This is a genomic window from Tatumella sp. UCD-D_suzukii (assembly GCF_000611875.2).
Classification (GTDB): domain Bacteria; phylum Pseudomonadota; class Gammaproteobacteria; order Enterobacterales; family Enterobacteriaceae; genus Tatumella; species Tatumella ptyseos.
This window is the reverse complement of record NZ_JFJX01000045.1, coordinates 47,813-74,795: the sequence shown is the minus strand read 5'-3', so window position 1 is coordinate 74,795 and position 26,983 is coordinate 47,813. Positions and strand designations below refer to the sequence as shown.

28 protein-coding genes are annotated in these 26,983 nt (G+C 46.7%); 12 read left to right on the top strand and 16 right to left on the bottom strand.

Annotated features, from left to right (window positions below; all coding sequences use genetic code 11):
• Positions 1–30 precede the first annotated feature (30 nt).
• The 5 genes from CG67_RS08020 to pyrE all read left to right on the top strand — a co-directional run bounded on the left by CG67_RS08020 (position 31) and on the right by pyrE (position 4,505).
• The gene (locus CG67_RS08020; RefSeq protein WP_025902429.1) at positions 31–996 is read left to right on the top strand and encodes an HlyD family secretion protein; all 966 of its coding nucleotides are present in this window, start codon (positions 31–33) and stop codon (positions 994–996) included.
• Positions 989–1,909: an ABC transporter ATP-binding protein gene (locus CG67_RS08015; RefSeq protein WP_025902428.1), complete on the top strand. Its 921-nt coding sequence runs from the start codon at positions 989–991 to the stop codon at positions 1,907–1,909. The genes CG67_RS08020 and CG67_RS08015 overlap by 8 nt, the downstream gene beginning before the upstream one ends.
• Positions 1,890–3,029 (top strand): ABC transporter permease, encoded by a 1,140-nt coding sequence (locus CG67_RS08010; RefSeq protein ID WP_025902427.1) that lies wholly within the window; start codon positions 1,890–1,892, stop codon positions 3,027–3,029. Before CG67_RS08015 ends, CG67_RS08010 begins: the two co-directional genes overlap by 20 nt.
• Positions 3,030–3,102: 73 nt before the next feature.
• Positions 3,103–3,819 carry a ribonuclease PH gene (gene rph / locus CG67_RS08005; protein WP_025902426.1) on the top strand — a complete coding sequence of 239 codons (717 nt, stop codon included), beginning with the start codon at positions 3,103–3,105 and terminating at the stop codon, positions 3,817–3,819.
• 44 nt (positions 3,820–3,863) lie between these two features.
• Positions 3,864–4,505, top strand: a complete 642-nt coding sequence (gene pyrE, locus CG67_RS08000) for an orotate phosphoribosyltransferase (RefSeq protein ID WP_025902425.1) — start codon at positions 3,864–3,866, stop codon at positions 4,503–4,505.
• A gap of 37 nt (positions 4,506–4,542) precedes the next feature.
• Here the strand turns inward: pyrE and slmA are convergent, their stop codons facing one another.
• The 3 genes from slmA to coaBC all read right to left on the bottom strand — a co-directional run bounded on the left by slmA (position 4,543) and on the right by coaBC (position 6,978).
• The gene (slmA, locus tag CG67_RS07995) at positions 4,543–5,139 is read right to left on the bottom strand and encodes a nucleoid occlusion factor SlmA (protein ID WP_025902424.1); all 597 of its coding nucleotides are present in this window, start codon (positions 5,137–5,139) and stop codon (positions 4,543–4,545) included.
• A gap of 182 nt (positions 5,140–5,321) precedes the next feature.
• Complete coding sequence (gene dut / locus CG67_RS07990; RefSeq protein WP_025902423.1) at positions 5,322–5,780, bottom strand: dUTP diphosphatase; 459 nt, start codon at positions 5,778–5,780, stop codon at positions 5,322–5,324.
• On the bottom strand, positions 5,758–6,978 hold the full coding sequence (gene coaBC / locus CG67_RS07985; protein ID WP_025902422.1) for a bifunctional phosphopantothenoylcysteine decarboxylase/phosphopantothenate--cysteine ligase CoaBC: 1,221 nt from the start codon (positions 6,976–6,978) through the stop codon (positions 5,758–5,760). The genes dut and coaBC overlap by 23 nt, the downstream gene beginning before the upstream one ends.
• A 246-nt stretch (positions 6,979–7,224) precedes the next feature.
• On the opposite strand from coaBC, the gene radC reads away from it, so the two are divergent.
• From radC to mutM, 4 genes are all read left to right on the top strand, one after another.
• Positions 7,225–7,881: a DNA repair protein RadC gene (radC, locus tag CG67_RS07980; RefSeq protein WP_025902421.1), complete on the top strand. Its 657-nt coding sequence runs from the start codon at positions 7,225–7,227 to the stop codon at positions 7,879–7,881.
• Positions 7,882–8,139: 258 nt separating this feature from the next.
• Positions 8,140–8,376 (top strand): 50S ribosomal protein L28, encoded by a 237-nt coding sequence (gene rpmB / locus CG67_RS07975; protein ID WP_025902420.1) that lies wholly within the window; start codon positions 8,140–8,142, stop codon positions 8,374–8,376.
• Between the two features lie 11 nt (positions 8,377–8,387).
• Complete coding sequence (gene rpmG, locus CG67_RS07970; RefSeq protein WP_002436700.1) at positions 8,388–8,555, top strand: 50S ribosomal protein L33; 168 nt, start codon at positions 8,388–8,390, stop codon at positions 8,553–8,555.
• An 80-nt stretch (positions 8,556–8,635) separates the two neighbouring features.
• A complete protein-coding gene (mutM, locus tag CG67_RS07965) occupies positions 8,636–9,445 on the top strand; it encodes a bifunctional DNA-formamidopyrimidine glycosylase/DNA-(apurinic or apyrimidinic site) lyase (protein ID WP_025902419.1) in 810 nt (269 codons plus the stop codon).
• Here the strand turns inward: mutM and coaD are convergent.
• From coaD to CG67_RS07940, 5 genes are all read right to left on the bottom strand, one after another.
• Positions 9,442–9,924, bottom strand: coding sequence for a pantetheine-phosphate adenylyltransferase (gene coaD / locus CG67_RS07960; RefSeq protein ID WP_025902418.1), 483 nt, complete (start codon positions 9,922–9,924; stop codon positions 9,442–9,444). The genes mutM and coaD overlap by 4 nt on opposite strands.
• Before the next feature lie 11 nt (positions 9,925–9,935).
• Positions 9,936–10,700: a glycosyltransferase family 2 protein gene (locus CG67_RS07955; RefSeq protein WP_038024747.1), complete on the bottom strand. Its 765-nt coding sequence runs from the start codon at positions 10,698–10,700 to the stop codon at positions 9,936–9,938.
• Positions 10,700–11,977, bottom strand: coding sequence for a lipid IV(A) 3-deoxy-D-manno-octulosonic acid transferase (waaA, locus tag CG67_RS07950; protein WP_025902417.1), 1,278 nt, complete (start codon positions 11,975–11,977; stop codon positions 10,700–10,702). The genes CG67_RS07955 and waaA overlap by 1 nt, the downstream gene beginning before the upstream one ends.
• A 139-nt stretch (positions 11,978–12,116) precedes the next feature.
• Positions 12,117–13,079 (bottom strand): polysaccharide deacetylase family protein, encoded by a 963-nt coding sequence (locus CG67_RS07945; RefSeq protein ID WP_025902416.1) that lies wholly within the window; start codon positions 13,077–13,079, stop codon positions 12,117–12,119.
• Positions 13,080–13,146: 67 nt separating this feature from the next.
• A complete protein-coding gene (locus CG67_RS07940) occupies positions 13,147–14,247 on the bottom strand; it encodes a glycosyltransferase family 9 protein (protein ID WP_038024746.1) in 1,101 nt (366 codons plus the stop codon).
• A 523-nt stretch (positions 14,248–14,770) separates the two neighbouring features.
• Here CG67_RS07940 and rfaQ point away from each other — a divergent pair.
• Genes rfaQ through CG67_RS07925 form a run of 3 tightly spaced genes read left to right on the top strand, consistent with a single transcriptional unit; the run spans position 14,771 to position 18,065 of the window.
• Positions 14,771–15,844 carry a putative lipopolysaccharide heptosyltransferase III gene (gene rfaQ / locus CG67_RS07935; RefSeq protein ID WP_025902414.1) on the top strand — a complete coding sequence of 358 codons (1,074 nt, stop codon included), beginning with the start codon at positions 14,771–14,773 and terminating at the stop codon, positions 15,842–15,844.
• Positions 15,841–16,965, top strand: coding sequence for a glycosyltransferase family 4 protein (locus CG67_RS07930; protein ID WP_025902413.1), 1,125 nt, complete (start codon positions 15,841–15,843; stop codon positions 16,963–16,965). The genes rfaQ and CG67_RS07930 overlap by 4 nt, the downstream gene beginning before the upstream one ends.
• The gene (locus tag CG67_RS07925; RefSeq protein WP_025902412.1) at positions 16,962–18,065 is read left to right on the top strand and encodes a glycosyltransferase; all 1,104 of its coding nucleotides are present in this window, start codon (positions 16,962–16,964) and stop codon (positions 18,063–18,065) included. Before CG67_RS07930 ends, CG67_RS07925 begins: the two co-directional genes overlap by 4 nt.
• Before the next feature lie 44 nt (positions 18,066–18,109).
• On the opposite strand, the gene galE is transcribed toward CG67_RS07925, so the two are convergent.
• The 8 genes from galE to envC form a co-directional block, all read right to left on the bottom strand.
• Entirely contained in the window at positions 18,110–19,117 is a 1,008-nt protein-coding gene (galE, locus tag CG67_RS07920; RefSeq protein WP_038024745.1) for a UDP-glucose 4-epimerase GalE, read from the bottom strand.
• Positions 19,114–20,349: an O-antigen ligase gene (locus tag CG67_RS07915; RefSeq protein WP_025902411.1), complete on the bottom strand. Its 1,236-nt coding sequence runs from the start codon at positions 20,347–20,349 to the stop codon at positions 19,114–19,116. Before CG67_RS07915 ends, galE begins: the two co-directional genes overlap by 4 nt.
• A complete protein-coding gene (locus CG67_RS07910) occupies positions 20,340–21,515 on the bottom strand; it encodes a glycosyltransferase (protein ID WP_025902410.1) in 1,176 nt (391 codons plus the stop codon). Before CG67_RS07910 ends, CG67_RS07915 begins: the two co-directional genes overlap by 10 nt.
• Positions 21,512–22,474, bottom strand: coding sequence for a lipopolysaccharide heptosyltransferase RfaC (gene rfaC / locus CG67_RS07905; protein WP_025902409.1), 963 nt, complete (start codon positions 22,472–22,474; stop codon positions 21,512–21,514). The genes CG67_RS07910 and rfaC overlap by 4 nt, the downstream gene beginning before the upstream one ends.
• A complete protein-coding gene (rfaF, locus tag CG67_RS07900; RefSeq protein WP_025902408.1) occupies positions 22,475–23,521 on the bottom strand; it encodes an ADP-heptose--LPS heptosyltransferase RfaF in 1,047 nt (348 codons plus the stop codon). It lies immediately after the preceding gene.
• A gap of 14 nt (positions 23,522–23,535) precedes the next feature.
• Positions 23,536–24,468, bottom strand: a complete 933-nt coding sequence (gene rfaD / locus CG67_RS07895) for an ADP-glyceromanno-heptose 6-epimerase (RefSeq protein WP_025902407.1) — start codon at positions 24,466–24,468, stop codon at positions 23,536–23,538.
• Between the two features lie 245 nt (positions 24,469–24,713).
• Positions 24,714–25,598 carry a divergent polysaccharide deacetylase family protein gene (locus CG67_RS07890; protein ID WP_235501117.1) on the bottom strand — a complete coding sequence of 295 codons (885 nt, stop codon included), beginning with the start codon at positions 25,596–25,598 and terminating at the stop codon, positions 24,714–24,716.
• A gap of 40 nt (positions 25,599–25,638) precedes the next feature.
• Complete coding sequence (gene envC, locus CG67_RS07885; RefSeq protein ID WP_025902405.1) at positions 25,639–26,940, bottom strand: murein hydrolase activator EnvC; 1,302 nt, start codon at positions 26,938–26,940, stop codon at positions 25,639–25,641.
• Between the last annotated feature and the right edge of the window lie 43 nt (positions 26,941–26,983).

The window sequence follows — 26,983 nt, the reverse complement described above, 5'->3', positions numbered from 1 at the left end:
TGACAGAGAAATATTCAGGGAGTTGATAATATGCTACTGAAGTACAGGGAAGTTGCGTTTTTTATTCTGATGATGAGTTTGACAGCATGCCGCGTTCAGTCGCCACCGACATATCCGGGATACTCATACGGTGAATTTATTTATCTTTCCTACTCCGCTAACGAAAGGATTGATCAGCTATGGGTAAAAAAGGGCGATAAGGTCCGTAAAGGCCAGACATTATTAACGATGGAAGCTTTTACAACGCGTAATACACTGGAAATCAGCGAAAAGGAATATCTGGCAGAGAAGGCGCGGCTGACGGATCTCATTTCCGGTGAAAGGCCAGCTGAGCTGGCCGTGATCCGGGCCCAGCTTGAAAGTGCGCTCTCAGAAGAAGAGTTAGCGAAAAAACAGTATACGCGGCTACAAAAGCTCTATCGTACCGGGGTTATTTCGGCGGATGAATGGCAAAAGTCTGCTGCCGGTTACCGGCAAAAAAGTGCCCGGGTAGAGGAGCTGAAATCCAGACTGGATGTCGGAAAACTACCCGCCCGGGATGCCCTGATTGAAAGTCAGCAATTACAGGTTGAGTCTGCCAGGTTACAAAGGGATAAAGCCCGTTGGGAACTGCAACAAAGTACGCTTATTGCGCCGCAGGATGCTCTGGTGTTCGATACCCTCTATCGGCCCGGTGAGCGGGTGATTGCCGGAAGACCGCTCATTAGTCTGCTTTCTCCTGAGAACGTTCGGGTACGCTTTTTTATTCCGGAAAAAGAGCTGGGTGCGTTACATACGGGAATGAAAGTTCAGTTGGTGTGTGATGGCTGTAAGCAATCCTATGCCGGCCGGATTAACTACATCAGCCCGGAAGCAGAATACTCTCCTCCGGTGATTTACAGCACTGAGCGCAGAGAAAAACTGGTGTATATGGCGGAGGCCGTGCCGGAAAAAAGTGCAGCAGCATTGATTAATATCGGGCAGCCTTACCGTGTGGAGATCATCCCGGATGAGTGAATATTGTATTGGTGTCACTGGTCTGAATAAATACTTTGGTGACCATCATGCCGTCAGGGATTTTTCACTGCATATTCATAAAGGGGAGATCCATGGGTTTCTTGGTCCGAATGGCAGTGGTAAGACAACCTCTATACGCATGATGTGCGGGCTTATTACTCCGGACTCCGGCTCGGGTTATTGCCTGGGCAAAGATATTTTCAGGCAGCGTGACGAAATAAAAAAATGTATCGGCTATATGAGCCAGCAATTCTCCATGTGGGGGAACCTGACGATCCGGGAAAATCTGCTTTTTATGGCTCGCCTTCATAATATCAGCCATAAAGCGCAATCTGTGGATAGAGTGCTTTCTGAACTTGGCCTGAGCTCGCGGCAGCATCAGCCTGCAAAGACGCTCTCCGGCGGCTGGAAACAACGTATGGCTCTGGCTGCATGCCTGGTACATCAGCCACAGGTGTTATTCCTGGATGAACCCACTGCCGGCGTTGACCCGCACTCCCGCAGAGATTTCTGGCAGATACTGCACCAGCTTTCTGCACAGGGTATCTCCATTCTTGTCAGTACCCACTACATGGATGAAGCCGAACGGTGTCACCGGTTGGCATACCTGGCCTACGGCGATTTATTAGCCAGTGGTACTGCGCAGTCAATTATCCGTCAGCAAAATCTGACTACCCTGCAGATAGCGGGTCAGGGGCTCTCTTTACTCGAAACCCGGTTACGTTCCTGTCCCGGTATTGAGCACACTATTATTCGCGGAAATTACCTGAACGTGACTTCGCGGGATAAAGAGCACCTGGTCACGATCCTGTCTGCTCTTGTTTCTGAACAACACACGATTTCTCCGGTGGTGACCTCACTGGAAGATGCGTTTTCATGCCTGATGAAATCTGATGCAAATAATAAACAGTAAGTTTTCTTTTATCCGCTGGCTGGCTGTCGTCATCAAAGAGTTACATGAATTAAGACGCGACAGAATCAGTATCCTGATGGTGTTTATGACCCCGCTTGCCCAGCTGATTATCCTGGGGTATGCCGTTAATATGGATCCCCACCGTTTGCCGTCGGCATTACTGAATTATGATACCGGGCCGTTGAGCCAGGTGTTTGTCAGTTCCGCCCAAAATACAGACTATTTTAATTTTCATCTTTTCCCGTCCCCTGAAGAGGCCCGGCAAGCCTTTGTCCGTGGTGATATTATGTTTATCCTGACAATACCTGAGGGCTTTACCCGTCAGGTTCTGCGCGGAGAAAAGCCCCGGATTTTAGTGCAGGGCGATGCCGTTGATCCGCTGGCCATCAATAATGCTCTCAGTGCCCTGACCGGTGCGACGAAAACTATGTTCAGAAATGATCTGCCGGAAGTCTTACGTGCAGAAGAGGGGGCTGGAGAGTTTGAGCTGGTCATACACCGTATGTTTAATCCTGAAGGGATCACGCAATATAATACGGTTCCCGGGATTATCGGTTCTGTCCTCAGTACCACACTGATCTTAATGACTGCACTGGCTGTGACGCGGGAAAGGGAAAATGGCGGGATGGAGAGCCTGCTCATATCTCCGGTGACAGGAATGGAAGTGATCCTGGGGAAAATCACGCCCTATGTCATTATCGGCGGTTTTCAGTCGGTAATGATCCTCTTATCTGCACTTTTTCTGTTTAAGATACCGATGCTCGGCAGTGTTTTTTTGCTATTTGTCGTACTCATTATTTTTATCTTTCTCTGCCTGGCCATCGGGGTCACCATCTCCGGTATTGCCAAAAATCAGTTACAGGCGTTACAGCTGTCTTCATTTTATTTTATTCCCTCGGTTATGCTCTCAGGATTTATCAGCCCCTTTATCAGTATGCCGGTGTGGGCGCAGTGGATTGGGGCCTGCCTGCCATTAACCTGGTTTATTCGCCTGATAAAAGGGGTGATGCTGAAGGGATATACCGCCAGTGAACTTATGCCAGAGCTACTGGCTCTGGCTTCATTAGCGATGATCACGCTCTTTATCGCTGCCATCAGTTACCGTAAAACGCTGGACTGATCGTTCCGGCATAGGCATAAGGCAGTGAAATCCGTATAATGCGCAGCCAGTTAATAGCCGTCGGAGAAAGAACATGCGTCCAGCAGGCCGTAGTGCACAACAGGTGCGTCCAGTCACCCTGACCCGCCATTACACCAAACATGCTGAAGGTTCAGTGCTGGTGGAATTCGGGGAAACCAAAGTACTTTGTACGGCCACAGTGGAAGAAAGTGTCCCGCGTTTTCTGAAAGGAAAAGGCCAGGGATGGGTAACCGCAGAGTACGGTATGTTACCGCGTTCTACCCATAGTCGTATGGCCAGGGAAGCCGCGAAAGGGAAACAGGGGGGAAGAACCCTTGAAATCCAGCGTCTGATCGCACGTTCTTTGCGTGCTGCTGTGGATTTACAGGCTCTGGGTGAATATACCATCACTCTGGATTGTGATGTGATCCAGGCTGACGGCGGCACCCGTACTGCATCTATTACCGGTGCCTGTGTGGCATTGGCCGATGCACTGAATGCCCTCGTGGCTGCCGGGAAACTGAAAGCCAACCCGATGAAAGGTATGGTCGCTGCGATTTCTGTCGGCATTGTAGAGGGAGAAGCTGTCTGTGATCTCGAATATGTAGAAGACTCAGCAGCAGATACCGATATGAATGTTGTCATGATGGAAGATGGCAGAATGATCGAAGTGCAGGGGACGGCAGAAGGCGAACCGTTCAGCCACGAAGAATTGCTCAGCCTGTTGGCCCTGGCGCGTGGCGGTATTGATACCCTGATCGATGCACAAAAGGCTGCGTTAGCGATCTGACAGACAGGCGACCCCCGGGTCGCTTTTTTTATATGAGGAATAAAATGAAACCCTGGCAACGTGAATTTATTGAATTTGCACTGGATAAACAGGTTCTGAAGTTTGGCGAATTTACGCTGAAATCAGGACGTAAGAGCCCTTACTTCTTTAATGCAGGTCTCTTTAATACCGGACGGGATTTAGCCCGCCTGGGCCGTTTTTATGCACAGGCGCTCACGGACTCAGGGATCAGCTTCGATTTACTTTTCGGACCCGCCTATAAAGGTATTCCGATTGCCACGACGACAGCAGTGGCGCTGGCCGATCATCATGACCACGATGTTCCTTACTGCTTTAACCGGAAGGAAGCTAAAGATCATGGTGAAGGCGGCTTATTAGTCGGCAGCCCGTTACAGGGAAGGATCATGCTGGTGGATGATGTCATCACGGCCGGTACGGCTATCCGTGAATCGATGGAAATTATTGCGGCGCATAAAGCCACCCTGGCCGGAGTATTAATTTCACTGGATCGCCAGGAACGGGGCCGCGGTGATATTTCTGCCATTCAGGAAGTTGAGCGTGATTATCAGTGCCAGGTGACGTCAATCATTTCCCTGAATGATCTCATCTGCTATCTGGAAGAGAAACCGGAAATGGCAGAGCATCTGACAGCCGTACGTGCATACCAGCAACAATACGGCATCTGACGTCTTTAATAATCTAGCGGGCAAGCAGCCCGCTGAATTATTGAAGCTGCATTGCCAGTAAGGGCCAGCGGCTTTCGAACTCAGCAGTCGGACGGAAGCGGAACTCTGATCTGACAAACCGCGAAAGTAACCCTTCACAAAATGCCAGTAACTGGCTGGCCAGCAGAGTTTCATCTGTCATGAAACCTTCGCCCTCACGCAGTTTTTTCTCACGCATGACCAGACGCAGCTGTACTTCAATACGTTCAAATAATTGATTAATTCTGTCCTGCAGACGGTCTTGCTCAAACATCAGCGCATGTCCGGTAAGAATGCGTGTCAGCCCGGGGTTACGCTCACCGAAACCCAGGATTAACTGGATAATCAGTTTTAACCGCATCAGCGTTTCTTTTTCATCATTCAGAATAAGATTGATGCGGGTAATCAGACTGTCTTCGATAAACTCGATAAGACTGTCAAACATTTTTGTCTTGCTTGGAAAGTGGCGATACAGAGCTGCCTCTGAGACGCCTACATTCGCAGCCAGCTTAGCGGTTGTTATACGCTGACTACCATCCCCGGACTCCAGCATCTGCGCCAGTGCCTGCAAAATCTCTTCGCGACGATTCCGTTTCGCGTTCTTTTTTTCTGCCATGTGTTAAAGGACCCCTGAAAATCACCTTAAAACGCTGTACCGGTTCACTAACTCCGGAGTACCGGTGCCGTGTTGAGTGGCTTTTTTTACTGGCCACTTTTTGTGAGCACACAAGTTCCGGTTCATGTTATCTGTTGCCAGGGAACCGGAAGATGAAAGGTACAGAAGTTGCTGCTGATAAATTACTGACGACCGGAGTGACCAAAGCCGCCTTCACCGCGTTCACTGGTATTGAATTCTTCAACCAGGTTGAACTCAGCCTGTACGACCGGGACAAAGACTAACTGTGCAATGCGATCCCCTGGCTGGATGGTAAATGCCTCCTGAGCGCGATTCCAGACGGAAACCATGAGCTGCCCCTGGTAGTCAGAATCGATCAACCCGACCAGGTTTCCCAGAACGATACCGTGCTTATGCCCAAGCCCGGAACGTGGCAGGATCACAGCGGCCAGCTGAGGGTCAGCGACGTGGATAGCCAGTCCGGTCGGTAACAAGGTGGTGTCACCTGGCTGAAGGGTTAACGGTGCATCGATACAAGCCCGTAAGTCGAGACCCGCAGATCCCGGGGTGGCATAAGCCGGCAGCGGGAATTCTTTCCCGACACGCGGGTCGAGGATTTTAATGTCGATTTTTTTCTTCATAAAGGCGGACTATCTCGTCTAATAATTGCTGGCCAAGGAGTTGTTTCGTACTAAGGGGTAGTACTTTCTCTCCCTCCTGCCAAAAAAGGTGAAGCGCATTATGGTCACTTTTGAATCCTTGTTCAGTCAGAGACACATCATTGGCGCAAACTAAATCCAGCTGTTTTCGTATTCTTTTCTGCCGGGCGTATTCTTCCACATTACGTGTTTCCGCCGCAAATCCGACCACATAGGGGCGATACTGTTCCAGTGCTGCGACACCGGCAACAATGTCCGGATTTTTAACCAGTTGTAGCATCAGTGAGTCATCACTTTGCTCTTGTTTTTTTATTTTATCACTGGCTATGGTTGCCGCCCGATAATCAGCGACAGCCGCAGTGCTGATAAAGATATGCTGCTGACGGATATCCGTCATGACGGCCGCTTGCATATCAAGCGCCGTCGTTACGTCGATACGTCTGACGCCGTGCGGGGTGGGTAATACTACCGGTCCGGCAACCAGCGTAACACTGGCACCACGTCGGGCAGCGGCATCTGCGATGGCAAACCCCATTTTACCTGAGCTGTGGTTCGTAATATAGCGCACAGGATCCAGGGCTTCCTGTGTCGGGCCTGCAGTGATCATTACGTTCAGATGTTGCAAATCTGTGACAGCACCGGCAAGGCAAATAGCATGGCGAACGATCTCATCCGGGTCAAGCATTCTTCCCAGGCCGATATCACCACAAGCCTGGCTTCCGCTGTCCGGTCCCCAGAGATGTATTCCGTGTTTCTCAAGGCGATGCAAATTTTCCTGAGTAATTGACGAACGGTACATTTGCTGGTTCATTGCCGGTACTACCGCGACAGGCGCAGCGGTGGCCAGACAGGCTGTGGTCACCAGGTCGTTTGCCATTCCCTGACCGATACGGGCGATAATATCTGCAGTAGCCGGCGCGATAATGACGAGATCTGCCCATTTTGCCAGTTCAATATGTCCCATCGCCGCTTCGGCGGCTGGATCCAGCAGATGATCAAGCACCGGGTAACCACTGACAGCCTGCAAACTCAGGGGGGTAATAAATTCCTTTGCGGCATCCGTCATCATGACTCTGACGTCGGCGCCCCGTTCGCGCAAACGGCGTACCAGTTCCGGAGTTTTATAGGCGGCGATACCACCGCTGATCCCCAGCAGGATCTTTTTACCGACTAATTCCATCATTTTCGCCTCATGTTTGTCCCCGTTGCCGTAAAGCCCGGCCACGACAACGGCATTTTATCATATTCACGGTCCGGCAAAACGGTTAAGGGTACAGAATGTGGCTTACGGTCCGGTTAGCAATACGGTGCTGTTTTTCCGCGATACCCGATCAGCGCTCTGTGATCCCGTGCCGCCTTTCTGCCGGTGTCCATAGAATCCGGCGGGACAGTGCAATACAGTGCAGAGAACGGAGAGGAGGTGACTATGGATGAACTACTACCCAGAGAAAAGCTGAGCAGATTTGGTGCAGAGGCGTTAACGGATACAGAACTGCTGGCGATATTTTTGCGTACAGGCGTCACAGGGATGGGGGTGATGGCGCTGGCAGAGGCGATTCTGAAGCAATTCGGTTCATTATATGCACTCATGAGCGCAGGGAAAGAAAATTACCTGGCGGTACACGGTATTGGCATGGCAAAAATGACCCAGTTGCTTGCGGTGACTGAACTTAGCCGCCGTTTTTTTCAGGCACAACTGCATACCGTGTCAGTGCTGGAAGACCCGGGCGCGACCTGGAATTATTTGGCCAGTCAGTTATCCCACCAGGAACGTGAAATTTTTATGGTGATCTTCCTGGATAATCAGCATCGGGTCCTGTCAGCCCAGAAAATGTTCACGGGTTCACTTAACAGTGTAGAGGTGCATCCACGGGAAATTGCCCGTGAAGCGTTGAAAATTAATGCAGCGGCATTAATACTGGCCCATAATCACCCCTCCGGAATAGCCGAACCTAGTCAGGCCGATAAAGACGTGACTCAACGTATTCATCAGGTCTGCAGGTTACTGAACATAAGGCTTTTAGACCATCTGGTGATCGGCAAAGGGCAATATGTCTCTTTTGCGGAACAGGGCTTGCTTTAGTATAAAAAGCGCGCATTCATTGCGGGGTACAGGCGAAAAACAGTAGTTTTTCGCCGATCCGAAGAGATCTTTATCTGTTCGGGACTTGAGCGTTTGCCCCGCAGAGCGTATACTACGCCACCTTTGAGAATCTCGGGTTTGGCGTTTAGGCCTGCTCAGCGGGTTCGCATTGAACTCGCCTGGATGGGTTAAAAGCCTGACGAGGCGGCCAGAACCTAAGTACAAAGCTCGAGCTGATTTGATTTTTGGAGATATGACATGTCACGAGTCTGCCAAGTAACTGGCAAGCGCCCGGTGAGCGGAAACAACCGTTCCCACGCACTGAACGCGACGAAACGCCGTTTCCTGCCTAACCTGCACTCACACCGTTTCTGGGTTGAGAGCGAAAAGCGTTTTGTTACCCTGCGTGTATCTGCTAAAGGTATGCGTATTATTGATAAAAAGGGCATTGATTCTGTATTAGCAGACATCCGTACCCGCGGTGAGAAGTACTAAGGAACTAAATCATGGCTAAAGGTATTCGTGAGAAGATCAAGCTGGTTTCTTCTGCTGGTACAGGTCACTTCTATACCACTACGAAGAACAAGCGTACTAAGCCGGAAAAACTGGAACTGAAAAAGTTCGATCCAGTTGTCCGTCAGCACGTTGTCTACAAAGAAGCTAAAATTAAATAATTTTGGTATTCTGAAAAAACCCGGCTCCGGCCGGGTTTTTTGTTTTCCGGGCCTGCAATTATCGTGTGTAAGGAGTATCGATGCCTGAACTACCTGAAGTAGAGACCAGTCGCCGGGGGATTGAACCTCATCTCACTGGCGCGACCGTACTTCATGCTGTGGTACGGAATTCCAGACTGCGCTGGCCCGTCTCCCCTGAAATCCTGTCACTCAGTGATCAGCCGGTACTGAGCGTGCAGCGCCGTGCGAAATATTTGCTACTGGAGTTACCGGAAGGCTGGATCATTATTCATCTGGGCATGTCCGGTAGTCTGCGGGTTTTGCCGGAAGAGTTACCGCCCGGAAAGCACGATCATGTGGACCTGGTCATGAGTAACGGCAAAATTCTGCGTTACACCGACCCCCGACGATTTGGTGCCTGGCTATGGGAGCGTGATCTCTCGACCAGCAGGGTACTCTCACACCTGGGGCCGGAGCCATTAAGCGAGGCCTTCACCGCCAGCGGGTTACAGGAGAAGTCACGGCGTAAGCGCATCGCTATCAAGCCCTGGCTGATGGATAATAAGCTGGTCGTGGGAGTAGGAAATATCTATGCCAGTGAATCTTTATTTGCTGCAGGTATCCTGCCGGACAGACTGGCCTGCGAGTTAACTGATAGCGAAGCCGCGACGTTGGTGAATTGTATTAAGCAGGTTCTGCAGCGGTCTATTGAGCAGGGCGGCACCACATTACGTGATTTCTTACAGACCGACGGAAAGCCTGGCTATTTTGCACAGGAGCTGCAGGTTTATGGCCGGGCCGGAGAACCCTGCCGTCAGTGCGGCAGCCTGATCCTCAGCGGCCGGCACGCACAGCGCAGCACGTACTGGTGCCCTGAATGCCAGCGTTAGTCGTTCAGCTTACTCAATAGCGCCTGACAGGTTTCCGGAGTGACAAATCCGGAGATATCCCCATGATGGCGGGCCACCTCTTTTACCAGAGACGAAGAGATAAAAGCATAGGCTTCGGCGGGGATCAGGAAGATACTTTCCAGGCCGGGTAATAAGTGATTATTCATCAGGGCCAGCTGACGTTCGTAGTCAAAGTCAGAGACGGAACGTACGCCCCGGATCAGGACATTTGCCTGCTGTTTTCTCGCGAAATCCGCCATCAGCTCACTGAAGCCTGTCACCTCGACATTGGACAGATGACAGGTTGCCTGTTGTGCCAGCGTCACCCGTTCTTCAAGCGTAAACATGGGTTGTTTCGTGCTGTTATACGCAATCGCCAGAATGACGTGGTCAAAGAGTCGGGAGGCCCGGGTAATGATATCCAGATGTCCCAGCGTCAGGGGATCAAAGGTTCCGGGATAAATCGCTCGGGTAGTCATCGCGGTCTCCGTCACTTCGTCCGGGTTAATGCCCAGAGTATGGCATATTTATTAAACGTATATTGCGCATTTACCAGCGCAAGTATCCACCCCTGACGGCCATCCAAAAAACCAGACCGCAGAATGGCTGTTTTCAGCCATGCCGCCACGGTATGGCTGTAGACAGAAAAGAGTCCACAGCGGCGGCCCTGTCGGGCACGTTGCTGTGCCCAGGCATTCGCATAGGCTAATTGCTTCTGTTGAAAATGATGCAGGTCGCGGCAGGTTAAATGCTGCAGATCGCCTGAAAGCCTGATGACCGCTGCACCCGGATGTTCGAGAGATTCATGCACCAGATGGGAATTATAGGTAAAGCTGGCAGGGTAAAGACGAGTAACCCTGTCCGGGTACCAGCCACTGTGTCGCATATAACGTCCAAGGAACCAGTTACTGCGTGCAATGCTGTAAACCTGGTGTGCCTGTGGCGGTTGTGACAAGAGCGTTTCAATCGACTGACGTAGTTCAGGCGTCACCCGTTCATCCGCATCAATCATCAGGATCATATCGCCGCTGGCGTATTGCTGGGCCTGCTGACGTTGGGGTCCGAAGCCGGGCCACTGAGTGTTCCGGAATACTTTGGCCCCCGCCTGACGGGCAATTTCACAGGTCTGATCGGTGCTTCCGGAGTCCAGTACAACGATTTCATCGGCCCAGTCCACAGAGGCCAGGCATTCCGGGATCAGCTCTGCTTCATTTTTTGTGATCATCACGACAGAAAGGCGCTGGCGAGTATTCATCAGTGTGTCCGTGGCGGAAGGTGAGGTTCAAGGAGATCCACTAAGCGTTGCAAGGCCCCCTGATTCCTGCGTAAAACGTCAACAGCATGGTGGCCAAGGTAGCGGCGGTAATCATCATCCTGTAATAATTTACTGACTTCACTGGTCAGAGAGTCGGTATCCGTTACTGTCAGCATACCCTGAGCATCCTGCAGCTTGCTGCAGATATCCTTAAAATTCCAGATATAAGGACCCATGATGACCGGAATAGCATGCGCCGCAGGTTCAAGGGGGTTATGACCGCCACGCTCGACCAGACTGCCGCCGACAAAAGCCAGATCGGCAATACCGTATAGCAACATAAGCTCACCCATCGTATCGCCTATCACAACCCGGGTGCCGGCCGACGGTATTTCACCACTGCTACGGGTGATATAGCTGAGACCGGCTTTTTGCGTCAGGGAAACAGCCTCCGGAAAACGTTCAGGGTGACGGGGCACGAGGATCAGTAGCAAATCCGGGTACTGCCGGAGCAGACGCTGATGGCTATCCAGAATAATACTTTCCTCACCTTCGTGGGTGCTGGTGGCTATCCAGACCGGCCGACGCGGAGCCCATTGACGACGTAAGGTGACGGCCCTGGCAGCCAGTTCCGGCGTGACTGAAATATCAAATTTCAGGCTGCCGGTCACGGCCAGGTGACTGCGTTTCAGGCCCAGCGCAACAAATCGTTCACCATCCTCAGCATTCTGGGCAGCAATAAGCGTAATACTACCCAGCAGGCGTTGCATAAAACGCCCCAGCTTCTGATAACCGCGGAACGAACGTTCAGATAATCGCGCATTCGCGATAACCAGCGGGATGTTCCGTTGGTGCAATATATGAATGAGTCCCGGCCAGAGCTCGGTTTCCATGATAATCATCAGCCGTGGTTTGGCGGTATTCAGAAAACGGTGCGTTGCTCCGGGTAAATCGTAGGGAAGATAGACATGACCGACATCTTTCCCAAAAGCCGACTGGGCACGCTCTGAGCCGGTAGGGGTCATGGTGGTCACCGTAATCGGAAGCGAGGGATAACGATGACGCAGTGCTCTGACCAGCGGTACGGCAGCCAGGGTCTCTCCGACAGACACGGAATGCAGAACGATACCTTCCGGCCTGACTTTGCCTTCGCAAAACCCATAGCGTTCTGCCCAGCGTTTACGGTAGGCAGGTGCTTTTCGGCTACGAATAAGTAATTTAACCCATATAAAGGGTTGAATCAGATAAAGAATTGTCTGGTATAAACGCAACAACATTATATGAATTCGGCTTGGGATGTTACAGGTATGGTAGCATAAATGTCAGTTATTGTGGATGTACCGGAACCGGCCCTGATAGGGATGAAAAGGTATAAGTCTGAAATTTAGCACAAAAAAAACGCAAATTTTAAGTGTCTTATCGTGACTTACCAAAATCGTTATAGTATTCAACCAGCGTTTTACCGCTGAAACGGTGATGTATGGTTTCAAAGAGTGCTGTAAGATCATCATATAATGCATCTATGCTGCTTTTACTCTGAAAGGTCGGGCTTCCCCCTGGCATGAATTCAGATGAGTGAAGCATAAATTCAACATAATCCTGACCAGCCGATAAATTCCGGTCGACTACCCGCAACATATCGTTAAGATTATTGCGGGCAGGCCTAAGCCAATAGACTGAAGGAGAACGTTTTTTTCCTCTGATTGCATCTATTTTTTGCTTTAGTGCAGTAATGAGTGCTGAATGCTTGTAATCTGTACTCATTGGGATCTCAAGCAGGGGACTTTGACCTGGTTGCGAGATATTTTCAGGATCCAGAAAGTAGGCATTTTGAGGAAAGTTTGTATAATTACTGCCGCCGGTACCCGCAGGATTACCTTTATTAAACATCCAGTTAACACGTGGTGTGACGGAGCAGTCAACCTGGTAACCAAACTCTATCAACGTTTGTGCGTAGTATTCGTTAAATGCCCATCTTCCTGCTCTGTGACTACGCATTTTAACCTGAAATGTATTTTCTAACAGGTCAGTCATAAATCCTATTTTCGATTTTATGATATTTTCCGGATATTCAATAAGATAAGGTTGATGTTTCCAGTCATCATCTGTTAACTGATATTCCGGCGGGCTGTTCCATGCATGCAGGTGCATGCCAATTTCACCTACCCCGCGAGTAATTACGTCGTTAGCAAACTCAACATAGGCAGAGTCAGTTGCCATCTCATAGTTTGTCAGCCAGGTAGGCTTGAAACCATATTTTTCACATAAAGACTGGAATCTTGGGAGATAAGCAGAATTTTCGGTAGTAATTTTTTTATGATTAGACCAGAGGTTATCTCCCTCTGTATCAATAGTGATAAGAAATGCAGGCTTATTCATATCTTCCTCGTCAAAATTATCAAAAATAAATCCCCGTCTCAGGGAGATAAATACGATAAGTGATAATTTATATACTTTTAACTTCCAGAGTATTTATTAATTCCTGGTATACTTCTTCTACCGTAATAGCTTTCAACGGTTCTTCATTGTCGGTAACACGCTTATCATCCGCAGGTAAATATATACATGTATGTAAATCAGGATCCTGATAAGGCCCGGTATAATTAGGGTTTGCAGTTACAAACAGACTTAGTGTAGGCGTTTTTAACGCAATTGCCAGGTGCAATGGACCAGTGTCACCAGTGACGAGAACATCCATCGAATCAATAATGCCGAGTAATTCGGGTAGCGTTGTTTTACCGACATAATTGCGAATAATGCCTTTTAAAGCAGGGGCAGCAAACTGTATTACCTGGTGCGCAAGTTCAGTTTCATCCTGACTTCCAATGAGAACAATCTCGGTATTCGAATATTTTTTTGAGATTTTCTCCGCGAGTTCAGAAAAAAATACAGGCGGCCAGCAACGAATTTTTTCTGAGGCACCCAGCTGAAAACCGATACGCTTCGTTGAAGAGTCTTTAGGATGGGTAGTGTACGTGCAGGGTACTGCCATATCAGAGTTACTGATATCACAACCAAGCTCAGAAACCAGCTGCATCTTCCTTCTGATAATGTGTACGTCAAGCTCATCCAAACCGTAAACCAGCCAACGGGACATGATACCTATACTTTTCGAATAATTATCACGTATTAAGTACTGACAGCCGATCATACCGGCACTCAGAATGTCATAGGGCAAATGAGAATGCAGCATTACAGCAAGCTCAGGAGAAAATACTTTTGCTGCTTTGACAAAAGCAGGTAATGTACTGACTTTATTATTCCAAAATATTACTTCATCATAAAACTCTCTGCTTTCAAGTAGTTGTGTGTATTTTGGGTGGGCCACTAACGTGATATGCGCCGTTGGATAATGTTGTCGTATAGCCCTTAATGCGGGTGTGTTAAACATATAATCACCCAGAGCTGTAGTAGAGTAGATCAGGATTGAGCGAAACTTTTTTTCTGAAAGTTGTTGCCGTTTATCTGCGGAGGATGCCGCACGCCCATGCAACACCTTTAGCCAAAAGTCTGCTAGCCTGATTTTTAGTCTTTTACTCTCTCTCATTGTCTACGGGTTCACTTATGAAGGCGAAAGCATCTATTAGAAAATTAAGGAGGGTATTAAGCAATATAAATTTCCATAGGTTACTGTCCGTGAGGGTAAAACTTAACCACTCCTGAAGCGAAAACAGCAGGTAAAATCCGAAGAAAATCTCCCGGAACCTTCTGAATATGTCATATTTTGCTTAGCATGTAACCCATGTTCAGTGGCAGTACATATGAAAATTCTAATAAAATGTAAATTCCTTTGTTCTTTTAAAGTGCAGTCATCAGGCTGACTCAGAGGAAAAAGGAACTAAGCGCTTGTAACATAATTTTTGCTAAGGGGCGGTCACGTGAGCCACTTTATTTGGTAAAGTGTGAGAAGTGAAATTTTTTGACCCGAAAAGGATTATTTCAGCTATTTGAAGGCCATAGGGTCGAACGAATTGAAAAGTTGAGGGTCGAAGTGAAAAGGCAGATATTTTTATAAGTACATCAATGAGATAGTGCTAATAAGGTGTTCTAATTTACGATAAGCGACAAGTATGAGTCATTCTTCTATACCATCAACTTCCCCACAGAGAATACTGGTCATTAAGCTTCGTCATCATGGTGATATGTTATTGATAACTCCTGTGATTACCACGCTTCATGCTAACTATCCTGATGCCAGAATCGATGTTCTGATGTACAAAGAGACTGAATCAATGCTGGCGAATAACCCTGTAATTCATCAATGCTTCACCATAGATCGAACATGGAAAAAGCAGGGGGTATACCAGCATCTCTGTCACGAGTGGCGATTATTACATGCATTAAGAAATCAACGATATGACTTAGTCATTAATCTTGCAGATCAATGGCATAGCGGTTTAATCTCCAGGTATACCGGCGCTCATCAGAGGTTAGGTTTTGATTTTCCAAAACGTAAAGGGATGTTTTGGGGGCTTTGCCATACGAAGTTAGTTTCAGTGGCAGAGCATCCGTCATTACACACAGTTGAGCAAAACCTTTCAATTCTGAAGCCCCTGAACATAGCCAAAATCAGCAGTAAGGTTACGATGAATTACCATCCTGCTGATGAAAAATATGTTCTTGAGTTACTAAAAAAGGAAAGTATCGGAAGTCGCTATATTGTCGTGCATCCGTCATCACGCTGGTTCTTTAAGTGCTGGACTGAGGATAAAATTGCAAGAATAATTAATATCTTGTGCGACGAAGGGCATCAGGTTGTTATTACTTCCGCTCCGGATAATGCAGAAATGGAGATGGTGCAAAAGATATTATCGCTTTGTCATAGTGATAATATAGTATCACTCTCCGGAAAGATCACTTTGCCACAATTAGCCTGTCTTATTGATAATGCTGAATTATTTATTGGTGTGGATTCTGTTCCAATGCATATGGCAGCGGCATTAGAAACGCCTTATGTCGCTTTGTTTGGCCCGTCGAAAATAATACTTTGGCGTCCCTGGGGAGGGACCGGTGAAATGATTTGGGCCGGAGATTTCGGAACCATCCCTGACCCTGATGATGTGATGACAAATACCCCGGAACGCTACCTGGATTTAATACCGGTGGAGCCTGTTTTAGCTGCAGTGAGAAAACTACTAAAATGAAAGAAATTCGCTTAGCTATCATCCGTCAAAAATATCGCCCTGATGGCGGTGCTGAAAGGTTTATATCCAGAGCGTTGGAAGCTTTAAATGATAAAAAGATAGAGCTTAATGTTATTACTCGTCAATGGCAGGGCGACGTAAACCCCGACTGGAATATATTTATCTGTAATCCAAGGAAATGGGGGCGGGTTAGTCGTGAGCGCGGGTTTGCTCGTTCCGCCAGGATTATTTGGGAACAACAGAGATTTGATATTGTTCAGAGCCATGAACGTATTGCTGGCTGTGATATTTATCGTGCCGGTGACGGAGTGCATCGCCGGTGGTTAATACAACGTTCCAGAATTTTATCAGGCTGGAAAAAAAATCAACTCATGAGAGACAGATATCATCTGTCTGTTATGCAGGCTGAGTATGAAATGTATACTTCACCAAAGTTGAAAGCTGTTATTTGTAATTCTGAAATGGTAAAGAAAGAAATCATCGAAGAGTTTTCAGTTCCGGCTGATAAAATTCATGTGATCTATAATTCTATAGACTCTACGAAATTTTGCCCTGCTAACTCATTAGACCGTGAGAAATTTCGTCAAATTCATGGGATTCCAACCCTGGCACATTGCATGATTTTTGTAGGGTCGGGTTTTGAAAGGAAAGGGTTAAAAGCGGCTATTGAAGCAATTTCATCGACGGATAGCCACTTACTGGTTGTCGGTAAAGATAAAATGGAGAAGCAGTACAGGGAGCTGGCTAAGCGACTTGGATGTGATGAAAGAATCCACTTCGCCGGAGTACAGTCGGATACATTACCTTTTTATCAGCTATCTGATGGTTTAATTTTACCAACTCTTTATGATCCCTTCCCCAATGTTATTCTGGAAGCAATGGCATGTGGTTTACCAGTGATTACAAGCACGCATTGTGGAGGTGCTGAGTTTATAGAGTCAGGCGTTAATGGTTTTGTTGTCGATGCGCTTGATATTCGTGGTTTAACCAAAGCCATTCAACAGGTATCAATACCCGCTTTGAGGTCAAGTATGGGCCAGCAGGCAAGGATGAAAGTATTACCTTTTAGCCCTGGCAAACTTTCCAAATCACTATTAGAACTATATCAGGGGATCTTATGAAAAAAACAATAGTTTTTATTATTGACGGTCTCCCCGGGGGGGGTGCGGAAAAAGTGGTATTAACACTTGCTGAAGGACTCGTTAAAGCAGGGAATACTGTTATTTTAGTATCACTGGATAAACGGTGTGACTATAAAATACCTGAGGGTATTCATTATGTATTAAGTGAGGATGAGAAAAAGAAGGGTATTTTCAGGAAAATTACTGAAATAAGCCGGCGCGCTGAAAAATTATATGAGTGCCTTAATGCTATCAGTGAGAGGTTTGATACCCCCGATTTAATATTATCTAACTTACATAAAACGGATCGCATTGTATCAAAAGTCAAAGGTATAGAAAAACTTAATGTCTGGTACTGTATACATGGTGTATTTTCTAAGTCCTACTTAGCTGACAAAAATATAATCTCCTGTTTAATAAAAAAAATAAAAATAAGAAGGGTTTATGAAGGTAAGAAAATTATTACTGTATCAGATGCGGTATTTGATGACTTAATTGGAAATGTTAAAGTTAATATATCAGAGCACCGAACCATCTATAATCCTTTTAATCTCCGGGAAATAAAGGATCTTTCAATGAAAGAGAATCCTTTTGAAGGGATGGATTATATAGTCCACATTGGAAGGTTTCATGATGTCAAAAGACATGACAGGCTCCTGGAGGCATATTCTTCAGCCAGCATCACCTCTAAATTAGTTATTGTTGGTCAGGGTGATAAGGAAAAAGAGTCAGATATACGAAATAAAATAAAAGAACTAAAATTAGAAGGCAGAGTATTACTTGCCGGTTTCCATAAAAATCCGCTACCGATTATAAAAGGAGCAAAGCTAACCGTTCTGAGTTCAGATAGCGAAGGCTTGCCAGGGGTAATTATCGAGTCCCTTATTTGCGGAACGCCAGTGGTTACTACACGTTGTCCCGGAGGTGTCCGGGAAATAATGTCCGGGGAATTATCAAAATTCACCACAGAGTTAAATTCTGTCAGTTTAGCCGCTATGATAGCTTCGGTGTATAAAAAACCCTATAAAATAAAAAAAGAAATGTATGAAAAATTTGATACTCAATTAATTATCGAAGATTATGAAAGGCTAATAGATTAGAGATATGGGAAGATGGTCACCTTCCCATATTGTATGTAAATCAATCAGAGGCCTGCTAGTTTTTTCTGGAAGCGCCATGAGTCTTTGAGCATATCTTCAAGAGAATATCTCGCACTCCAGTTTAGTACTTCTTTCGATTTATTAATTTCTGCCCAGCATTCCGCTATATCACCACTTCTTCGTGGATAAAACCTGAAAGGAATTTTAACAGAATTAACTTTTTCGAAAGTATGAATAATATCCAGAACGGAATATCCAACACCAGTACCCAGATTAAAAATGGACAGTTTTCCTAAGTTTCCGATTTCCGTTAATGCAACAAGATGGCCTTTGGCTAAATCCATAACGTGGATATAGTCACGAATTCCGGTACCATCGTGAGTTGGGTAGTCATTACCATACACTTTCAAATGGTCTATTTCTCCAGCTGCAACCTGATTGATATAAGGTATCAGATTGTTAGGTATCCCTTTGGGGTTTTCGCCTATTAGCCCTGATGGGTGTGCACCTACGGGATTAAAATATCGAAGTATAATAATAGAAAGATGAGGTAAAGATATGGCTGTATCCTGTAATATTTTTTCAGCGATGAGTTTTGATGTTCCATAAGGATTGGTTGTATTACCAATCGAAGATTCTTCATTAACAGGCATTATGTTTTTTGCATCATAGACTGTTGCAGAGGAACTAAAAATGAATTTCTTTACATCAAATTCTTTGATGATATCCAGGATGGATAAAAGGGACCCTATATTATTATCGTAATATTCTATAGGTGAATTTATAGATTCAGAAACTGACTTTAGTGCCGCAAAATGAATGACACTATCGATTTTATTATCAAGGAATATATTACGTAGGCTGCTCTTATCTCTTACATCAGAGTTATAGAATTTTATCTTCTTACGGGTTATAAGTTCAATTTTTTCTAATACATCTAAGGATGAGTTACTTAAGTTGTCAACAGCTATTATATCATTGCCTTCCTCCAGCAATGTAATAATAGTGTGTGAACCTATATATCCGATACCGCCAGTTACGAGAATGCTCATAATATCTCCATATGAGAATCTTTATTCGATTCCTGTAGTAATATATGAATGGCAATTAAAATACTAATTATGGTTGCAAATCTGTAGTCTATAAATAATGTATCTGTGAGTCCAAGTGTAATCACCGGAAGCGTGACGAAGAACAAAAGGGATAATTGTTTATATTTAATGCTTATAAAAATTAGCAGTCCAAAAAATATAATCAGTGCTATGCTACCACTTATCCCTTGTAAGGATGTGGACTCAATTATATCATTATGTAGATGATATTTTAAGCTGGATATAGCCTCCGGATTACCATGTTCGTATTTATTAATGTATGCTGTGTTCATTTGGTATCTGTTATAGGCGCTTGTACCAAATGGGCTTTGTTCAATTGTATTAATTCCTGCTTTCCACATGCTTATTCTCGCACCTATTGAAGTATTATTATACCCCGAGTTATAGCTATGGACTTCACTAAAAATACCGATGATTCTGTTTGTAGAGCTATGAGATGATAGTGTAATTAATACAATAGGAATGATGGCTATTAGCAATTTTTTTAAATCTATTTTACTCCGATCCCTTGATTGAAAGTAATAGAGTATTAATACTACAGGGTAGAGCAGTAAAGTAGATCTTGTTTCCGTTAATGATAATACAGAAGTGCTCATTATTATTATCAATAGGAAAAACAATTTTTTAATTTTGTCTGATAGTTCTAAGCTACTAAGGCATGACAAAGTAACAAGTGTTTGAAGCAGGTATATATAGGCAGACATTGTCGCTACAGTATTTATGGATAGCCGACCTTCAGGTTCTTTAAAAAACAGGTAAAAAGAAATCATACTTGAATAGAAAAAACCAATAATTATTATTTTTGACATGATATTTATTGTTTTTCTATTGGAGTATCTTAATAGAAAAGGTATTGAGAATATTAATAATGATCCTATGAAAAGCCTGTGGGAGGTTTCTTTGTATTGGATAAAGCTACCTGTGATGTTTGTTTCCGGAAATCTTAATAACCAAACAGACTGGCTGGCAGATATTAATAACAGACCTATAGCGATAAACTGATACGGAGAGAGTGTTTTTTTTTTATACGTAATCAGATATGCTATCAGAAGCACTGTTGTTGCTAAAAATAAGCTGTTTCGGCTCAGAGTTGTGTTTACTAAACTAACGCTTTCTGATAATGAAATAAGCGTCAAAATAAATAATGAGATATTCCCTTTTGTTATTTCCAATGGTTAAACCCTCCTTCAAGACTTAAAATATACTCGTTGAACTTTCCTGATTTTGAGTGTTCCGTACAAAAATCTATAGTGTTTTTTACCAGAGAATTTATTCTATTATCTTCTATTAATTTAGTTATCTCTTCAGCACATTTTTTTTCGTCTATTACTTTTGCTGTGGTTAGTCTGTCATAAGTCGGGTCATATATCTTATGAGGGAAGTTTATATCAATTCCTGTCTTTTCCTCATACTCTCTTTGCGTGACAGTCGGTATAATACCGACACCGGTAACCCCATTTTCAATCACTTCAGGTTGACCGTTCGTTATCGGATATATCACAGGGACATGATGCAGTATAGCATCCAGACAGGACAAACCAAAAGATTCCGCAACTGATGTGCTGATATATAGATCAATGTTTTTGTAAAATTTAGAAAGGTCATCTATAAATCCCAAAAATTTCACTTTTGAACTAATTCCTAGCCTGTCGGCTAATAAACGTAGGCCTGACTCCTCCGGTCCTTTACCTGCTATATAGAGTTCTGCATTTATCCCCCGTTCAATAAGCTGTTTCAGGGTTAACATTGAAACCCCTATTGCTTTTAAGGAGACTAACCTGGAAGCTGTACCTAAAATTATTTTTTTTTCTGAGAAGTCCCGGAAGGTTTTTTCGGGGTAAACCACTTTACCTTCCAGGTCGTTTTTTATGACTTTTATAGGACAAGAGAGATTAAACCTCAGTTCCATTATTCTCTTAGAGGCATAGCTTACTGCAATACACCCATCGACTTTTTCAAAGAACAGGTGAGTTTTTTTATTGTCAGGGAAACACCATGAGCACCCATGATCATAAAATATTATTTTTTTCGCCTTTGGTCTCTTCGGGAAATTGGCTACATAATCCCAGATTATTAATCTATCCGGAGATATTTTGTTTATTTTTCGCAGGAGAAGATTTTCCCTCATAAACTTGGGTGCTCTAATCTTTCCTTCATCGAATAGCGATGCAGAAGAGAGTACTTTCAGTCCCGGAAAGCTTTTTACTATCTCCGGGTCTGTCTTTTTTCCGATATTGATTATAATGTCAGTGCCTGATTCCTTAAACTTCAGGAAGTTAAGTAATATTTTTTCGGCTCCGCCTATATTAGTTAAATTAACTAAATGAACTCGTTTCATAGTAAAGATTCTAGTAATGAGAAAACATATTCAGGAGATAATGAATGCATAACATTGTCTGGTGATTTTAAGGCTATCTGGTTTTTTCCATAACCGCCAATTAACCCGGGGTCTGTCGGGCCATATAAAGTAATGTTAGGGCGGTCCAGTGCCGCGGCCAGGTGGCTAAGGCCCGTATCCACAGAAATAATGACTTTTGCACCGGCCAGCTCACGGGCAACTTCTGCCAGTGACAGTTTTGGCAAAACAGTGACCTGTTCTGAGCCGGTCGCCAGCCGTGCCGCACGCTGATATTCGGCCTCTGTGCCCCACGGCAGCTTGACGGTATAACCCTGCTGAGTAACGCGATGAATAAGCGCTTGCCAGTGTTCTTCCGGCCAGTGTTTATTATCACGAGTCGTGGAATGCAGAAAGACCATATATTTTCCGGCATCGTCCGGCAAATCATGAATAAAATGCCTGGCAATTGCGTAATCACCCTGCGTTACCGGCTTTTCATACCCCAGACTTTTGGCAAATAATTGCCGGGTACGTTCAACGGCATGCTGTTGCAGAGGTATGGAATGTCGTTTGTCATACCACCAGCAGGCGAATGGCTCGCGCACGCTACTTTTGTCGGCCCCGTGTTTGGTTCCGTGGGCCAGTCGGGTCACCAGCGCGGCGCTTTTGATAAGCCCCTGAGCATCAATAATCGCATCATACTCACGCAGTCGCAGACGTTGCTTGAAGCGAAAGCGTTCTTCCCGCTGTTGCGTTCCAAACCAGTGCTTACGCCAGCGTCTGATAGCGACCGGCAGTACCTGATCGACCGCAGGATGCCACCCCGGGATCTGGCTGAAATTTTCTTCGACGACCCAGTCAAAGCGGATGCCGGGAATAGCCTGCATGGCATCAGTTAATGCCGGGAGGGTATGGATCACATCTCCCATGGAAGATGTTTTAACAATCAGGACCTGCATTTATTCTCCTGCGGGGCTAAGTAATAAAGTCAGCTCATCCATAACACGTGCAGGTGTAATATCAATCAGACTCTGATGATAACCAAGGTCAGTGTCGCCTTTTCGGATTTTATGATAGCCAGTGATCAGACGGATCACCCGTGCTTTATCTGATAACGGAGGCGTAAAATCGGGGCTGCTGGGGCCATATAACGCGACCAGTGGCCGGTCAAGCGCCGCGGCAATGTGCATAAGCCCGGAATCATTACTGACAACCGCCGCGCATCTTGCCAGCAGAACCACCGCCTGTTCCAGGCTGGTTTTTCCGGCCAGATTATGGCAGCAGGCATTGTCATCGTCATCCAGACTGTGGCGGATATCTTCCCCGACATCGTGATCTTTTTCTGAACCGAACAGTACAACCCGGTAACCCCGGGCGATGAGTTTCTGAGCCAGCACAGCATAGTGATAATGTGGCCAGCGTTTCGCCGGGCCGAACTCAGCGCCGGGGCAAAAACCGACGACAGGCCGGTCACCCGGCAGGGAGAATAATCCAGCGGTCTCTGTTTTTTCTGATTCACTGACGGAAAGCTTTGGCCATAACAGCGGCTGAGGCAGGTCGGCGGCGGAGGCTATTGTCCCCGCGTCATACGCCAGTGCGACGTAGCGCTCTACCATCAGCGGAAAGTCCGTTTTATTCAGCGTTCTGGCATCGTTAAGTACGCCATAGCGCATTTCTCCGCGCCAACCGGTGCGTGTTTTTATCCCCGCAAAGAAAGGAACCAATGCAGATTTAAACGAGTTAGGTAATACATAGGCCTGGTCATAATGACTGCTACGTAGTGATCGGCCAATCTGTCTCCTTTCCCCTAATGCCAGAGCGCCATGCCCGAGGGGCATCGCCAGAGCCTCATTCACTTCGGGCATTCTCGACAATAAAGGGCGACACCAGGCCGGAGCCATCACATCAATGATAGCCTCCGGATAGCGTGTCTTCAGTGTACGATAGAGACTTTGTGACATCATCATATCGCCAACCCATGAAGGGCCGATCACCAGTATTTTCATCGCGATAAGCTCTCTTAAGCTTTATGATTCAGCCAAGCCATATACTCTGTCACACCTTCAGCCACGGTTTTGAAAGGCTTATCATAGCCAGTCGACCGCAGGTTAGTGAGATCCGCCTGAGTATATTCCTGATAACGTCCTTTCAGCTTTTCCGGGAAAGGAATGTATTCCACTTCACCCTCACCGTGCCAGGCAAGCACAGCATCGGCAACGGCCTGGAAAGACTCTGCCCGGCCGGTACCGCAGTTATAAATACCTGAAACGTGGTTTTCCCAGCACCACAGGTTGACGGCCGCAACATCCTGAACATAGATAAAGTCACGCTGGAAGTTTTCGCTGCCGGCGAACAGTTTCGGGTTTTCACCCTGATTAATTTGAGTATTCAGGTGGAAGGCGACGCTGGCCATGCTGCCTTTATGCCCTTCGCGCGGACCATATACATTGAAATAACGGAAACCACAGACCGGTGATTCGGCTTCCGGCAGAATGCTGCGCACATAATGATCGAACAGCATTTTTGAGTAACCGTACACATTGAGTGGTGCTTCGTACTGACGCTCTTCTATAAAATTATCATTCCGGCCGCCGTAAGTTGCTGCAGAAGAGGCATACAGGAACGGGATCTGGCGTTCAAGACAGAAATGCAGCAGCTCTTTTGAGTACTGATAGTTATTATCCATCATGTACTTACCGTCCCACTCCGTCGTTGAGGAGCAGGCACCCTGATGGAAAATAGCGTCGATAGGGCCAAAATCGTCACCCGCCATCAAACTGACAAGGAATTCTTCCTTATCCATATAATCGCTGATATTCAGATCAGCCAGATTGACAAATTTTGTACCATCTTTCAGGTTATCTACGACCAGAATGTCGGTATATCCACGGTCATTTAGCGCTTTAACAATATTGCTGCCGATCATGCCGGCGCCACCAGTTACGATAATCATAAGCGTGCCTTTCAGTAAGGACGTAGAGTCCGGAGAAACAGGTTGATATGGCTGAATGATACCATTTCACGCGGAGTAAAGGCAGAGGCCGTCATACCGCGTAACGTATCCCGGCGCACGGTAAAACATTTTTCAGAATTGATGAGACAGAGAAAGGTAAGGTCGATATCCGGGAGGATGATCTTCAGCAGTCGGCAGGAATTACGGCACCCTTACCGGTGGTTGATAAGGGTGCCTGTTACTGCTTAAAAGAGCGCGCGAAGATCCCGGATAAACTGGCTGTTCTTCAGGCTGTTATAGATTATTGCAACCCCCTGAGACGGTTGTAACGGGGCTGATTTATGCGCAGTACGGCACTGTTGTGTCATCTCTGATACCGCCGGAGCCTGTTTTTTAGCTCCGATGTGTGTTGTTTGTTTCAGAGCGGCTTCGCCCTGTGACGGTAACGGGTTTTCATTCAGTAACTGGCTGGGCCGGACCAGGGTGATATCCGGCGGAAGCGTTGCCAGCATCTGTTGTAAAACCCTTACTGTGGCCGGATGAGGGTGCCCGATAGCAATGGCCGAGCCATCGCGCCTGGCGAGTGCGACGGCACGTAAAAACTGTTTTCGGATATCTGCGTCGTTCTGTGTATCATCAAGGAAGACTTTCCGCTTCAGTACCCGGACATGAGTCCCTTTTGAGGCAGGGATCGACTGACTGTTACCGATAGTCATGCTGTCGAGAAAATAAAAGTTGTAGTGGTTGAGTACCTGCATCACTTTTATCATGCCAGGCAGGCTGGACGTCATTTTACTGCCCATATGGTTGTTCAGCCCGACGGCATAAGGAACGTTCTGTACAGCCCGCTTAATAATTTCGGCAATTTGGTCACTGCTCATGTCCGGAGTCAGGGTGTTTTTTTCCAGTGGCTGCTTGCTCAGAGGAGCCATGGGTAAATGGATCAGGACTTCATGTCCTGTCTGATGTGCTCTGATGGCCATTTGCCTGGCATGAGTGGCATCCGGCAACACGGCAACTGAGATGGCTGCCGGCATTTGTAATACTTGATTTTCTTCTTTAGGGCGATAGCCGAAGTCATCGATGACAATTGCCAGCTTACCGGCCAGCGCAGACTGACAAATCAGCATACCACCCAGAAAAGCGGCTATTTTCAGAGTCTGTGACACATTATTTCCCTAACCAGCTGAGAGGATTGACCGCCTGTCCCTGTCGACGTATTTCAAAATACAACGCAGAAACACCTTGCCCGCCACTGGTACCGACCAGCGCGATGGGTTGCCCTGCGCTGACTTGTTGACCGACATTCACCAGAGCGCTTTGGTTATAGCCATACAGCGTCATATCACCTTTACCATGTTCTATCACAATAACCAGCCCGTACCCCTGCAGCCAGTCAGCCATAATGACACGCCCGTCAGCAATTGCTCTGACATCGGAACCTTCAGGTGCGCCTATGACTAATCCTTTCCAGCGTAGTTCACCTTGTAATGTTTCACCAAACCGGTGTAACAGTTTGCCCCGTACCGGCCACGGATACTGGCCGGCAGGTCGTCCCAGTCCTCCCGTGCGGGCCATTAGCTCACGTTCACCGGTGGTCGGCTGGTAACTGGACCCGGACGCTTTGGCCTGAGCCTGACGCTGGCGAACCTGTTCTGCTTCCCGTGCCTCCTGCTCGGCGCGGGCTTTCGCTATCTGTTCTGCTCTGGCAATTTTTGCCTGCAGGCGGCTTTCGTTCTGGCGCATTTCCACCAGATCCGCCTGATCTTTTTCCAGCGAGGATTCCAGAATCGTCAGTGTGCGCTGACGCGCGCTTCTGGCCTGCTCCAGCCTGACCTGCTGGGCCTGATGTTGTCGGAGTAATTGTTGCTGTTGCTGCTGTTTCTGTTCCAGCACGCTTTTTTTCTCTGCCAGATCGGCCCGGGTCTGTTTCAGGTCAGTGATATTTTGCTGACGGGCCTGATTGAGATACGTGAAATACGTCAGAATACGGTCATCACGTTGTCCGGCCTCACCACTGAGCAGTAGTTCGAGACCGCTGTGCTGCCCCTGCCGGAATGCAGCGTCCAGCTGCTGAGCCAGCAGATCTTCTTCGCGGCTTTGCTTATCTTGTAACGTGGCAATATTGCGGGCCAGGTCGCCGATATCACGGTTGATCCCGTCGAGCGTCAGTTGGGTCTGCCGTAATTGCCGGCTCGCCTGAGCGATGACTTTTTCCTGGCTTTGCAGTTGATCCAGTAAATTACTGCGCTGAATTTTCTGAGTCCGGACATGTTTTTCCTTATCAGCAATATCCTGTCGGATAGAGTTCAGCTGTGCCTTACTATCGTCGGCCGTCTGGCCTGGAAAAGGAAAGCAAACGATGCCCGCATAAAGCAGGCTCATGACCAGCGGCAGCAGTTTCCGGGGCAACGTTTGTTGGCAGGATCCTGTTTCTGGCGAAATGCGGATTTCAGGCTTTTTTTTCGTCATAAGGAGACGATTATTTCACGATGCCTGACGCCTTACCAGCGTC